The sequence below is a fragment of the Pseudomonas sp. KH_017 genome, assembly GCF_057840285.1.
The window spans coordinates 3,252,387-3,265,029 of sequence record NZ_CM174509.1 but is presented as its reverse complement, the minus strand read 5'-3'; the positions used below and the strand labels follow the sequence as shown (position 1 = coordinate 3,265,029).

Below are 12,643 nucleotides of genomic sequence, written 5' to 3'. Positions count from 1 at the left end.
GCCTCTTTGGCTGCGTGTTGTCATGGGCGAGTATCGACCGGGGTCACGACGGCAAAATCGTCCGTTTGGCCTAGGCACTGACGGGCGCAGCGCAAACCCAAGGGGCAAGGCCGCGCCCGGTGGCCGTTACAGCGCCAGCAGGGCTTCGACGATGCGTTCGGCGGCGGCCTCGGCAGACTCGTGCTGGGTGTCGATATGGATATCCGGCGCCACCGGCGGTTCGTAGGGCGAGTCGATGCCGGTGAAGTTCTTCAGCTCACCGCGCCGGGCTTTGAGGTACAGGCCCTTGGGGTCGCGCTGCTCGGCCAGGGCCAGCGGCGCATCGATGAAGATCTCGAGGAAGTTGCCGTCGCCGGCCAGGCTGCGGGCCATGTCACGCTCGGCACGGAACGGCGAGATGAACGAGACCAGGGTGATCAGCCCGGCATCGAGCATCAGCCTGGCCACCTCCGAGACCCGGCGGATGTTTTCCACCCGGTCGGCTTCGGTGAAGCCCAGGTCGCGGTTCAGGCCGTGGCGCACGTTGTCGCCGTCGAGCAGGTAGGTGTGCCGGCCCAGGGCATGCAGCTTGCGTTCGACCAGGTTGGCGATGGTCGACTTGCCCGCGCCGGACAAACCGGTAAACCACAGCACCCGCGGCGACTGGCCCTTGAGCGCGGCGTGGGCTTCGCGGTTGACGTCGATGGCCTGCCAGTGCACGTTCTGCGCACGGCGCAAGGCGAAGTGCAGCATGCCGGCACCGACCGTGCGATTGCTCAGGCGGTCGATGACGATAAAGCCTCCGGTATCGCGGTTGTCGGTATAGGCATCGAAGGCGATCGGCCGGTCCAGGTGCAGGTTGCACACGCCAATGCCGTTCAGTTCCAGGGTCTTGGCCGCGAGATGCTCCAGGCTATTCACATCAATCCGGTGCTTGAGGTTGGCGCAGCTCATGCCGACGGTGCGGCAACCGATCTTCATCAGGTAAGGACGCCCGGGCAACATCGGCTCTTCGTCCATCCACACCAGCGTCGCCTCGAACTGGTCGGCCACTGCCGGTGGTGCGTCGGCCAGAGCAATCAAGTCGCCACGGCTGATATCGATGTCATCCTTGAGAACGAGGGTGACAGCCTGGTTGCACAGGGCTTGTTGCTGTTCCCCGGCACTACCGAAGATCGCGGTGACCTCACTCTGTTGCCCTGATGGCAGCACCCGAATGCGGTCACCCACGTTGACGCTGCCTGCGACAACGTTGCCGCAGTAGCCACGAAAATCCAGATTGGGACGGTTTACCCACTGTACGGGCAGGCGGAACGCTGCCTCGACTTGTCGAGCCTGCTCCAGAGGGACGTTCTCCAGATGCTGGAGCAGGGTCGGCCCCTGATACCAGGGGGTGTTCGCACTGGCTTCGAGCATGTTGTCGCCACGTAGCGCAGAGAGCGGGATGCACTGGATGTCATGCAGGCCGATCTGCGCGGCGAACGCGCGATACTCGGCTTCAATGCGTTCGAACACCGCTTGTGAAAAGCCCACCAGGTCCAGCTTATTGATGGCGACAACGACCTTGCGAATGCCCAGCAGCGACACCAGGTAACTGTGCCGACGGGTCTGGGTCAACAGGCCTTGGCGAGCATCGATGAGGATCACCGCGAGGTCCGCGGTCGAGGCGCCAGTGACCATGTTGCGGGTGTACTGTTCGTGGCCGGGGGTGTCGGCGACAATGAACTTGCGCTTGTCGGTGGCAAAAAAGCGGTAAGCCACATCGATGGTGATGCCTTGCTCGCGCTCGGCGCTCAGGCCGTCGACCAGCAGGGCGAAATCCAGTTCGTCACCCTGGGTGCCGAGTTTTTTCGAGTCGGCCTCGAGCTGGCCAAGCTGGTCCTCGAACAGCGCCTTGGACTCATACAGCAGGCGGCCGATCAAGGTGCTCTTGCCGTCGTCGACACTGCCACAGGTGATGAAGCGCAGCAGTTGCTTGTTCTGCTGTTGTTGCAGGTAGGGCGTCAGGTCGCCATTGCGTGCATCGGTGATCGCATTCATCAGAAATACCCCTCTTGTTTCTTCTTCTCCATGGAGCCGGCCGAATCGCTGTCGATCAGGCGGCCCTGGCGTTCCGAGGTGCGGCTGACCAGCATTTCGCTGATGATCGCCGGCAGGTTGTCGGCGTCACTGTCGATGGCGCCGGTCAGCGGATAGCAGCCCAGCGTGCGGAAGCGCACCTTGCGCAGTTCCGGGGTTTCTCCGGGCAGCAGCGGCAGGCGTTCGTCATCGACCATGATCAGCGTGCCGTCACGGCGCACCACCGGGCGCTCCTTGGCGAAGTACAAGGGCACGATGGGGATCTGTTCCAGGTAGATGTATTGCCAGATATCCAGCTCGGTCCAGTTCGACAGCGGGAACACCCGCAGGCTTTCACCCTTGCGCTTGCGGGTGTTGTACAGGCGCCAGAGCTCCGGGCGCTGCTGCTTGGGGTCCCAGCGGTGCTGCTCGGAGCGCAGGGAAAACACCCGCTCCTTGGCCCGCGACTTTTCTTCGTCGCGCCGGGCGCCGCCGAACGCTGCATCGAAACCGTAGAGGTCCAGGGCCTGTTTCAGGCCTTGGGTCTTCCACACATCGGTGTGCAAGGCCGAGCCGTGGATGAAGGGATCGATGGCGTTTTCCACGCCTTCGGGGTTGATGTGCACCAACAGTTCCAGGCCCAGGCGTTCGGCGGTCTGGTCGCGAAAGGCGATCATTTCGCGAAACTTCCAGGTGGTGTCCACGTGCAGCAGGGGGAAGGGCGGCTTGCCCGGGGCGAAGGCTTTCATCGCCAGGTGCAGCATGACCGCGCTGTCCTTGCCGATGGAGTAGAGCATCACCGGGTTTTCACACTCGGCCACCACTTCGCGGATGATCTGGATGCTTTCCGCTTCCAGCCATTGCAGATGAGTCAACATCGGATACCTCCTCGTGTTCTGCCGGGATTGGCGCCGGCTGAACACCACGGTAGGTAAAGCACCGCCGGCGCTTCTTCGTCTGCTCGGACGAAGAGGCGCCGGCAGTTGAAGGTCACGCGACGGACGCGTACAGCGTCTCGGCACGGATCTTGAGGGCGTGGGCAACGGCATCGAAGCCTTGTTTGACCCAAGCGCCATGATCGGTCATGACCTGGTCGGCGGTGGCGCCGAGGAACTGGTCGGTGGTGTGGTAGCGGCAACTGGCCGCGCCGGTGTGCTCGATGTGCTGCTCGCGACGGGCAGCGTCGGGATTGCCGGCGTTGGCATACATCTCCCAGGCGAGCAGCCGGTGGGGCTCGAAGTCCGCCAGGTACTCGATCACGTGCAGCAGTTCACCCGGGCGCCCCGGATTGGGCAGGAACAGATTGACCGGTTCGCCCAATCGCAAGCTGGACTCGATCTTGACGGTGTAGGGGTTCCACTGCGGATAACGCATCAGGTCGATCAGTACCGACCAGACAAATTCGGCCGGAGCGGCGATGTCCACGGTCACTGAACGGACCAGGTTTTTCTCTGCGGTCATGGGTAACTCCTCTGAGGATGACTCCGCGCCACGAAACTGCGGTGGGGAGTAAGCCAAGGGCTCAGGCGCGATCCTCGCCGCTCACGGTGGACGGCTCCTCGTCCGTGCGGACTAGCAGGCGATTTAGTCCGCTTGGACGAAGAATCGGCAAGCGGGTCCTCCCTAAGGTCACTGGCAGCGGCGGACTTTCCGCCAACAGAGGAGACCGACATGGTTACAGACAGGATCGATCAGGAGGTACTCAGCGGCGAAAGCTGGAACCTCTTCTGCGAGCAACTGCGGCGTAGCGGCGAGCAAATATTGCGCGCCGAAGCGCCGGCCGATGTGCAGACCCGCGCCGAAGGTTTTCGCTATCTCACGCGGTTGCTACGCATTGCGCTGGAAATGCACCTGGAATTTGCTGATCCAGACTTCCCGGGCTTCATCACCCCGTCCCACGAAACGGCGAAAATTGGCGCTGACAACCCCGATAATTTGTATAGCTATGCGCGCCTTAACGGCGCGCACGAGTACCGGGTCAGCGGCCAGCGCGGCAGTGTTGCCTACCTCAGTTTCGGCTCCCAGAAAGGTGGCTATGAGACGGATGGCAAGATGATCCAGACCGGCTTTCTCGATGCCGGAATGTTGCAGTCGGATGCCGAAGGCAACTTCGAAATCATCCTCAGCCAGCACCCGCCTGGCATCGGTAACTGGCTGCGCCTTGAACCGCAGAGCAATGCCCTGATTGTCCGCCAAACCTTTCTGGACCGTAGCAGCGAGCAGCCGGCGCAGCTGCGCATTGAACGTCTGAATGTCCGCCATACACCGGAACCGCTGGATGCGCCGCGCTTGCAACAAAGCCTGCAGCGGGTGGGCAGTTTCGTCGAGAACACCGCGCGGTTATTCGCCGACTGGGCTCAGGGTTATCAGAAGCACACCAATCAACTGCCCGCCGCCGACCAGGCACTGTGCCAGTCGGTGGGGGGCGACCCGAACATTTTCTATTACCACTCTTACTGGGCGCTGGCGGATGACGAGGCATTGCTGATCGAGGTCGATCAGGTGCCGGACTGCGATTTCTGGAATGTGCAGATCAACAACTACTGGATGGAGTCGCTCGACTACCGCTATCACCGCATCTGCCTGAACAAACAGTCGGCGCAGCTGGAGGCGGATGGTCGCTTGCGCATGATCCTCTGCGCCGTTGACCCCGGTCTGGCGAACTGGCTGGAAACTGCCAGCCATCCGCATGGCACCCTCTGCCTGCGATGGGTGGGCGCAAAGCAGCCGGTGCAGCCAACGACACGCGTGGTCAAACTCAATGATCTGAAGGAGCTCGTGCGATGAGTGCCAATGACTTCGCCCTGGATACCTTGCTGGCTGAAGCCTGCGCACGTGCGGGCGGCCTCGACGATTTCGGCCCGGGCGATTTTCGCCAGGGCCTGGTAGTACTGGCTGACGCCCTGGAGAAAGAAGCGCGGCTGTCACCGTCGGGGCGGGGACTGTTGCGTGAGAAGCTGCTGGCGCAACTGGTCAACCGTCTGATCATCGAGGATCACTGTCGGCGTTACCCGCAAATCCTCGAACAGGTAATCGATGACCCACTGGTGATCGTCGGTCTGCCGCGCACCGGCACAACACTGCTGCAGCGCACACTGGCGGTGGACCCACAGTTCAGCAAGGCGCAGTGGTGGGAGACCCGTTACCCCGCGCCATTGCCGGGTGAAACCCTGGAACAGCCACTGCTGCGTATTGCCCGGGCACGTGCCGAAGTGGCGGGGATGATCGAGTTCCTCCCGCAGTTACTCGCCATTCACCCCCTTGATGCAGAGCAGCCCGACGAAGAATTCATGCTCATGGAGCACTCGTTCCTGTGCGCCATGGACTCCTATGTCAACGTGCCGAGCTATACCTCGTGGCTTGATCGCCAGGACCAGACCCAGGTTTATCAGTACCTCAAGCGAACCCTGCAATTCCTGCAATGGCAGCAAGCACGTCGTGGCATCGAGCCTGGCCGTCGCTGGTTGCTCAAAAGTCCCCAGCACTTGCATACCCTGGAACTGCTGTTCGAGGTTTTCCCGAAAGCGCAGGTGATCCTCACTCACCGTGAACCGGCCAGGACCATTCCCTCCCTGGCCAGTTTTATCCATACCCTCTGGATGCTCTACAGCGACGAGGCCGATGCCGAGGCCGTTGGCGAGCAGTGGAACCGGCGTATGGCGCGTGCTCTGCGCCACACCATGGCGGTCCGTGAACGCATGCCGTCCGAACGCTTCCTCGATGTGCACTTCGAGGACACGCTGGCCGCACCGCAAGCTGTAGTCGAGCGTATCTATCGTTTTGCCGGCCTCGAGCAGACACCGCAGGTCGAGATCGCCATGGGGTGCTGGCTGGCGGAAAACGGTCGTGAAAAACGTGCAGTTCATCACTACAACCCCGGCCAGTTCGGCCTCAGTGAGGACATGTTGCAACGTGATTATGCGGAGTATCGAACCCGGCATATTCCAGCCTGAAACCTGTACTGGTCAGACGCTGCAAGTCGCCCATAACAATAAAAGGATTCCCCCATGCTATTGAAAGATAAAGTCGTGATGGTCTCGGGCATCGGCCCCGGGCTGGGTATCAAACTGGCCCTGGAGGCCGCGCGCGAAGGGGCGCGGGCCGTGGCCATCGGGGCCCGCGACATGGGCCGCTTGCTTGAGGCGCAACAGCGCATCAAGGCAGTCGCCGGGCATTGCCAAGTGCTGTGCGTGGCCACCGACATCACCGATGTGCAGGCCTGCAAGCGTTTCGCCGAAGCCACTCTCGAGCAATTCGGCCGTATCGATGCGCTGATCAACAGCGCCTTTTCCCATGGCGGTTTCCAGGCGGTGGACGAGGCGGACAACGACCCGCTGCGCGAGGCGCTGGAGGTCAACCTGCTGGGCTCGCTGAACATGAGCCGCGCGGTGCTGGCACCCATGCGCGCGCAGGGCGCGGGGGCGATCGTCATGATCAACACCCTGGGCGTGCGCAAGCCGTATCAGGGTGGGGCGGCCTATGCCGCGTCGAAAAGCGCCCTGGCGGCCAGCGTACGCTACCTGGCCAGCGAGCAGGCGGCCCACGGTTTGCGGGTCAACGCTCTGGCCTGTGGCTGGATGTGGGGCGAGCCGGTGCAGGCCCTGGTACGCCAGAGTGCTGCCGCCCGGGGTGTCAGCGAAGAACAGGTGCGCGCCGAGTTCAGTGCCGGCATTCCTGGCGGGCGCATGCGCAGCGACGAGGAGTGCGCCCGCGCTGCGTTGTTTCTGGCTTCGGACTACGCCAGTGCGATCAATGGCGCGCAACTCGATGCCAACGGCGGCGAAGTCATGCACTGAGGAGCAGGGCAGATGAACACAATCGATCACTGCGCCTTCAACGGCGATGCCGACGGTCTCTGCGCCCTGCAGCAGTTGCGCCTGGCGGGCGAACTGGACTCGCAGGTGCGCCTGGTCAGCGGGGTCAAGCGCGACATCGAGCTGTTGCGCCGGGTCCAGGCCGGGCCCGGCGAGCGGGTCACGGTGCTGGACGTGGCCCACGAGCAGAACCGCGAGGCCACCCGGCGCCTGCTCGACGGCGGCGCCCGGGTACGCTATTTCGACCATCACTATGCAGGCGAACTGCCGCGGCATCCGACGTTCGAGTCCTTCATCGACACTGGCGCCCAGGTGTGCACCAGCCTGCTGGTCAACACCTACCTGGACGGGCGTCATCACTGCTGGGCGGTGGCCGCCGCCTTTGGTGACGGCCTGACCGGCCCGGCACGGGCGCTGGCGACGCAGCATGGCCTGGCCAACGATGAGGTGCAGGCCCTGGAGGAGCTGGGCCTGCTGCTCAACTACAACGCCTATGGCGACAGCCTGTCGGACCTGCACTTCGAGCCGTTGGCGCTGGCCGCCGAGCTGTTGCCTTACCACGACCCGCTGGACTTCATCCGCCACAGCACAAGCTTCACCACCCTGCGCATCGGCCACGCCGCCGACATGGCCGCTGCCGCCGGCCTTGAACCCTGGCACGAGGGCCGGGGCGCGCAGCTGTACCGCCTGCCCGCGCAACCCTGGGCGCGGCGGGTCAGCGGCGTGCTGGCCAATCAGCTGGCGGCCCGTGCGCCGCGCAAGGCGATCGGCTTGCTCAGCGCCAGGGCGGACGGTGACTGGGCGTTCAGCCTGCGGGTACCGGAAGAGGCCGGGCTGACGGCGGATGCCTTCTGCCGGCAGTTTCCAACGGGGGGCGGGCGCAAGCGTGCTGCCGGGATCAACCGTCTGGCCGACGCGCAGTTGAAGGAAGTCGCCGCACGCCTGCTCGATTGCTATCGCTGAGCCAAGAGCAACGCCCCGAACGGATCGGTCGGGGTGTTGCTTGCCACCAAGAATCAGCAATGCAAGCGCCTGAACCGCTCGATCCAATATAGCTTGAACGCAGTCTTATATTCCATAAATGAAGTACAAAGTATTTTTATAGTGCGTTTTAATCTATTCAGTATTTTGAATCGATTGGAGCACTTGTCTGTGAACACTAAGGCGCTTTTACCTTTTGGCTTGGCATTACTGGCTACCTGCTCGACGGCTTTCGCGGGCGCCACCCTGGATCGCGTAACCAGCAGTGGGGAGCTGACCGGCGTTCTGATGGAAAGCTATCCACCATTCTCCTTTCTCAATGAACAGAACCAACTGGACGGGTTTGACGTCGATGTCGCCAAGGCCGTTGCGCAACGGCTAGGGGTGAAGCTGAAGCTGCAGACACCGTCCTGGGATGTCATCGCTGCAGGACACTGGAACGGACGATATGACATCTGCGTCTGCTCGATGACCCCGAGCAAGGCACGGGCCGAAGTGTTCGACTTCCCGGTGGAGTATTACCAGTCCCCGGCCGTGATCGTGGTGAATGCCAAAGACAAGGACATTGTCACGGGCAAGGATCTGTCAGGTAAAAAAGTCGGTGTGATCAGTGCGTCGACCTATGAAGCCTATCTGAACAAGGATCTGGTGATCGAGGGCGCCGAGGACAAGCCGTTGAGCTATCCATTCGACAGCGTCCAGGTCGCGCCATACGACAACGAAACGGTCGCCTTCCAGGATCTGGCCTTGGGCACGGGCGTGCGTCTGGATGCGATGGTCACCAACCTCATCACCGCTCGCGAACGCATCGCCCAGGATCCTCGCTTCAAAATTGCCGGCGATACGCTGTATGCGGAGCCCAACGTGGTCGCGATCGAAAAGGGCGATCCGCAATGGAATGCCAAGGTCACTGAGGTCGTCACCCAGCTCAAGGCCGACGGCACATTAAGCAAGATTTCACAGAAGTGGATCGGTGCCGATATCAGCCAATGACAGCCCTCAATCCATACCCGGCCAAGGCGGCTGTAGCCTCCGAAACCGAGACGCGTCGTTTCAGCCCGCTACTGGGGTTTCGCACTCGCCTGTATTTGACCTGGGCAGTGCTGTTCGGCCTGTGCGTCATGTTTTTCATGAGCTTCGACCTGAAGTTCTCGATCATTGTGCAGAAGTTGCCCAATCTGGTCGGCCTGCATTTGGGGCCTGACGGTTTCTTGCAGGGCGCCGCGCTGACGCTGTTCTTGTGCTTCTGTTCGATCTGGCTTTCGTTGCTCCTTGGCTTCGTCACGGCGCTGGCGCGCCTGTCGCGCAGTGCAGTGGCTTTCGGCATTGCCAGTTTCTATGCGTCTTTTTTTCGCGGTACTCCGCTGCTGATCCAGATCCTGCTGATCTACCTGGGGCTGCCGCAGTTGGGTGTTGTTCCTGGCGCCATCAGCGCGGGGATCATTGCGCTGTCGCTGAATTATGGTGCCTACCTCAGTGAGATTTTTCGGGCCGGCATCATGGCTGTAGCACCCGGACAGCGCGAAGCAGCGATGGCCCTGGGGCTGAGGCCGGCGGCAACGTTCCTGCACGTCGTCCTGCCGCAAGCCATGCGCACGATCATTCCCCCGACAACCAGTCAGTTCATTTCAATGCTCAAGGACTCCTCGTTGATATCGGTGATGGGGGTCTGGGAAGTGATGTTCCTGGCGCAGTCGTACGGACGCTCGTCCTACCGCTACATCGAAATGCTCACCACCGCAGCTGTTATCTATTGGCTCCTGTCCATTGGACTGGAGTTGATACAGAACCGTCTTGAACGCCACTACGGCAAAGGTTTCAAGCATCAGCGCTGACCCGCTCCGTTTAATGACTTTTACAGGTACTACGATGTCCGATCCAAAACCTCTGTTGTTTGCGTTATACGAGCAAGCCAGTGTTGGCTGTGGGGGCGCGCCGAGCCTCTGGACGCACCCGGCTGACGAACGACTGACCATCAACTCGCTGGGCTACTGGTCGAACCTGGCACGCATCGCCGACCAGGCTCATCTCGACATGCTGTTTTTTGGTGATGTGCTGGGTTTCTACGATGTGTTTGGCGGTAATGCCGACGCGGCCATGAAGTGGGCGGTGGAAGCACCGGCCAACGATCCGTTGATGATCATCCCGGCATTGGCCGCCGTGACGGAAAACCTCGCCTTCGGCGTCACTGTCACCACCAGTTATGAACATCCTTTCACCCATGCCCGGCGTTTCAGTACGCTGGACCACCTGACCAATGGCCGGGTCGGGTGGAACATCGTCACTTCCTACCTGACCAGTGCCGCTCGCAACTTCGGCCTGGAGCAGATGATCAAGCACGATGATCGCTATGAACGCGCAGAGGAGTTTCTCGATGTGGTTTACAAGCTCTGGGAAGGCAGCTGGGCAAACGATGCCGTGGTGGCCGACAAGTCTCGCCAGGTCTATGCCAAGGGCGATCGGGTGCGACCGATCAATCATGTTGGCGAGCATTACCGGGTGGCCGGGCCACATTTGACGTCCCCGTCACCGCAACGCACACCCTTGCTGATCCAGGCCGGTTGGTCAGGTCGTGGGCGTGAGTTTGCGGCCAAGCACGCCGAACTGATTTTCATCGCCAAGTCCAACCCGCTGGAGATTCGCCAGGGACTGGAAGATATATGGACGCAGGCCAGGGCACGGGGGCGTCACGCTGAAGATGTCAAATCACTGACGGTCCTGCGCATCGTCACGGCCAGGACCGAGATCGAAGCCCAACGCAAATATGACGAACTGCAAAGCAACTATCACTTACAGGCGCAATTGGTGAGTTATGCCGGTGATACCGGTATCGACATCAGCCGCTATGCGGACAGCGACGCGTTGTCCACTCACACCGAAGGAATGACCTCCTACGTGATGCGTCCCGATGGCAGTGGCAAGCCCTTGACCGCCGGCGATGTCAAACAGCGCTTTGCCAACGTCACCCGGGGCAGTGATCTGATTCTGGTGGGAACACCGCAACAAGTGGCCGACCGGATCGAAGAGCACGCCCGTATTTCCGGCACCAGCGGCTACATGCTCAACCCGCTGATCAGCCCGGGTAGCCTTGAGGACTTCGTTGAACTGATCATTCCTGAACTGCAGAAACGTGGCTTGTATCGTACCCAGCCACAGAGCGGTACTTTCCGTTCGCGGTTACGGGACGATGGCGCTAGCCATTTACCGGATTCTGCCTACGGCGCCTCATTCCGCTTTGATAAAGGTTTTCAGGACGGGGCAGTCTAGAAAAAAAGGGGCTCTCCAGAGGCTAATGCCAGTCAGTTAAGCCCGGGACACTGTGGGAGCGAGCTTGCTCGCGATGGCGGACTGTCAGATACATTGATTTTGAATGTGCGACCGTCATCGCGAGCAAGCTCGCTCCCACAAGGTTTGCGGTGTTCAAACACTTAACTGACGGGCATTCTCTCCAGGGGCCCCTTTTGTGGGCAAATGTCCTGATCAGAAGTATTTGAGCCATCCGATATCGCGACGGCGTGCTTTCAATGCCGCGAACCAGCGCACGGGTAAATACAGGGATACAGCCAAGAGCACCGCCGTCAGCCACACAGCCCAAATGCCGTCGAAACCGAAAAAAACTCCCTGGTTCAATCCGAACAACGCCACGCTGACCAGATACAGCGCCTTGAGTACGTAAAGGTGGAGCAAGTAGAAGAACATCGGCGCGGCACCAAAGACGGCCAATGCATTGACCCACTTGCGTTGTTGAGCCCGTTCCAGGGCACGAAGCAGTAACAGGCCCACTCCCAGCGTCAGCGAAAGGAACAGCAGGGAAGGTGGGTATTTTGTAATGTTGAAGAAGCTCATGAGGGTTTGCGTGAGGCCTTCATGGGCGACCCAATGCGCCTCGCCATAACCATTGACGGTTCGCAGTGCGACAAATCCGATCAATGTCCCGGCCCCTGCCAGCAGCAGAGTACGTTGACGCTCCGCGGCCAAAACCTGGCTGGCAAACCAGGGGCCGATACTGTATCCAAGGGCGATCACACCGATCCACGGCAGTACAGGATACGAGGTGCGCAGACGCAAGCTGTCGGAGAGTTCGATCCAGCCGCGATCATGCAGAATCGCCCAAGGTATATGCATGGGCGAACCCGTCGCGAAGTGCACATTATCCAGCAGGTTGTGCCCGGCCACGATCACCAGACCCAGGCAGCACAGAATGGGCCTGGGTAACCAGACCAGTCCGGCCAGGGCAATCATGCAGATGCCAATGGCCCAGATCACTTGCATGTAAATCGCCGTAGGCGGGAACTGAAAGGTCCAGGCGAAATTCACCAGGGTGAACTCCAGCAGTACCAGGAACAGACCGCGCTTGAATAAAAAGGCTGACACATCGCCCTTGCCCTGGTGCTTTTGGCCATACAAGTAGGCGGAAAGTCCAGTGAGCAGTATGAAAACCGGCGCACACAAATGGGCAAGTGTGCGGCTGAAAAATAGCGCAGGCTCAGTGGAGCCGATGTCCATCGGGTCTGTTACCTGACGGTGCAAAAAGAACGTTTCGCGCACGTGATCCAACAGCATAAGGAGGATTACCAATCCCCTCAGGGCATCAATGGACAGCAGGCGTTGGTTCAAGCGTGTGATGGGGGGGATGTGAGTAGAAGTTGTCATCGAATGTCGCAAGCAGGGAGTGGATGGCTCTGCCGGTGACGACCGACAGTGCATGTTTGTATAAGGTATAACATAACAAACTCACCAAAGGCGACCGCCTGATTGCGTTGATAGCTGTCTACCGAGACGCCTTCAACTCAAGGAATGCGTCCCGCAAT

Annotated in this window: 11 protein-coding genes; 7 read left to right on the top strand and 4 right to left on the bottom strand. The window is 60.7% G+C overall.

Annotated features, from left to right (window positions below; all coding sequences use genetic code 11):
• Positions 1 to 126: 126 nt before the first annotated feature.
• From cysN to AC3IT6_RS14880, 3 genes are all read right to left on the bottom strand, one after another.
• A complete protein-coding gene (gene cysN / locus AC3IT6_RS14890; RefSeq protein ID WP_489350710.1) occupies positions 127 to 2,019 on the bottom strand; it encodes a sulfate adenylyltransferase subunit CysN in 1,893 nt (630 codons plus the stop codon).
• Positions 2,019 to 2,915 carry a sulfate adenylyltransferase subunit CysD gene (gene cysD, locus AC3IT6_RS14885; protein WP_489350708.1) on the bottom strand — a complete coding sequence of 299 codons (897 nt, stop codon included), beginning with the start codon at positions 2,913 to 2,915 and terminating at the stop codon, positions 2,019 to 2,021. Before cysD ends, cysN begins: the two co-directional genes overlap by 1 nt.
• Positions 2,916 to 3,027: 112 nt before the next feature.
• Positions 3,028 to 3,498, bottom strand: a complete 471-nt coding sequence (locus AC3IT6_RS14880; protein ID WP_489350706.1) for an SRPBCC domain-containing protein — start codon at positions 3,496 to 3,498, stop codon at positions 3,028 to 3,030.
• Positions 3,499 to 3,708: 210 nt separating this feature from the next.
• Between AC3IT6_RS14880 and AC3IT6_RS14875 the strand changes: the two genes are divergently transcribed.
• The 7 genes from AC3IT6_RS14875 to AC3IT6_RS14845 all read left to right on the top strand — a co-directional run bounded on the left by AC3IT6_RS14875 (position 3,709) and on the right by AC3IT6_RS14845 (position 11,099).
• Entirely contained in the window at positions 3,709 to 4,824 is a 1,116-nt protein-coding gene (locus AC3IT6_RS14875; RefSeq protein WP_489350704.1) for a DUF1214 domain-containing protein, read from the top strand.
• Complete coding sequence (locus AC3IT6_RS14870; protein WP_489350702.1) at positions 4,821 to 5,990, top strand: sulfotransferase family protein; 1,170 nt, start codon at positions 4,821 to 4,823, stop codon at positions 5,988 to 5,990. Before AC3IT6_RS14875 ends, AC3IT6_RS14870 begins: the two co-directional genes overlap by 4 nt.
• 54 nt (positions 5,991 to 6,044) lie before the next feature.
• Entirely contained in the window at positions 6,045 to 6,833 is a 789-nt protein-coding gene (locus AC3IT6_RS14865) for an SDR family oxidoreductase (protein WP_489350700.1), read from the top strand.
• A gap of 12 nt (positions 6,834 to 6,845) precedes the next feature.
• Positions 6,846 to 7,814, top strand: coding sequence for a DHH family phosphoesterase (locus AC3IT6_RS14860; protein WP_489350698.1), 969 nt, complete (start codon positions 6,846 to 6,848; stop codon positions 7,812 to 7,814).
• Between the two features lie 189 nt (positions 7,815 to 8,003).
• Complete coding sequence (locus tag AC3IT6_RS14855) at positions 8,004 to 8,825, top strand: ABC transporter substrate-binding protein (protein WP_489356569.1); 822 nt, start codon at positions 8,004 to 8,006, stop codon at positions 8,823 to 8,825.
• Positions 8,822 to 9,667 carry an amino acid ABC transporter permease gene (locus AC3IT6_RS14850; RefSeq protein ID WP_489350696.1) on the top strand — a complete coding sequence of 282 codons (846 nt, stop codon included), beginning with the start codon at positions 8,822 to 8,824 and terminating at the stop codon, positions 9,665 to 9,667. Before AC3IT6_RS14855 ends, AC3IT6_RS14850 begins: the two co-directional genes overlap by 4 nt.
• A gap of 34 nt (positions 9,668 to 9,701) precedes the next feature.
• Positions 9,702 to 11,099, top strand: a complete 1,398-nt coding sequence (locus AC3IT6_RS14845) for an LLM class flavin-dependent oxidoreductase (RefSeq protein ID WP_489350694.1) — start codon at positions 9,702 to 9,704, stop codon at positions 11,097 to 11,099.
• A 213-nt stretch (positions 11,100 to 11,312) separates the two neighbouring features.
• Here the strand turns inward: AC3IT6_RS14845 and AC3IT6_RS14840 are convergent, their stop codons facing one another.
• Positions 11,313 to 12,485 (bottom strand): acetyltransferase domain-containing protein, encoded by a 1,173-nt coding sequence (locus AC3IT6_RS14840; RefSeq protein WP_489350692.1) that lies wholly within the window; start codon positions 12,483 to 12,485, stop codon positions 11,313 to 11,315.
• Between the last annotated feature and the right edge of the window lie 158 nt (positions 12,486 to 12,643).

Excerpts from the sequence above, each read along its gene's own strand:
- AC3IT6_RS14850 (WP_489350696.1), top strand. The coding sequence starts at position 8,822 with ATGACAGCCCTCAATCCATACCCGGCCAAGGCGGCTGTAGCCTCCGAA.
- AC3IT6_RS14870 (WP_489350702.1), top strand. The coding sequence starts at position 4,821 with ATGAGTGCCAATGACTTCGCCCTGGATACCTTGCTGGCTGAAGCCTGC.
- cysD (WP_489350708.1), bottom strand. The coding sequence starts at position 2,915 with ATGTTGACTCATCTGCAATGGCTGGAAGCGGAAAGCATCCAGATCATC.
- AC3IT6_RS14840 (WP_489350692.1), bottom strand. The coding sequence starts at position 12,485 with ATGACAACTTCTACTCACATCCCCCCCATCACACGCTTGAACCAACGC.
- AC3IT6_RS14845 (WP_489350694.1), top strand. The coding sequence starts at position 9,702 with ATGTCCGATCCAAAACCTCTGTTGTTTGCGTTATACGAGCAAGCCAGT.
- AC3IT6_RS14865 (WP_489350700.1), top strand. The coding sequence starts at position 6,045 with ATGCTATTGAAAGATAAAGTCGTGATGGTCTCGGGCATCGGCCCCGGG.
- AC3IT6_RS14860 (WP_489350698.1), top strand. The coding sequence starts at position 6,846 with ATGAACACAATCGATCACTGCGCCTTCAACGGCGATGCCGACGGTCTC.
- AC3IT6_RS14875 (WP_489350704.1), top strand. The coding sequence starts at position 3,709 with ATGGTTACAGACAGGATCGATCAGGAGGTACTCAGCGGCGAAAGCTGG.
- AC3IT6_RS14880 (WP_489350706.1), bottom strand. The coding sequence starts at position 3,498 with ATGACCGCAGAGAAAAACCTGGTCCGTTCAGTGACCGTGGACATCGCC.
- cysN (WP_489350710.1), bottom strand. The coding sequence starts at position 2,019 with ATGAATGCGATCACCGATGCACGCAATGGCGACCTGACGCCCTACCTG.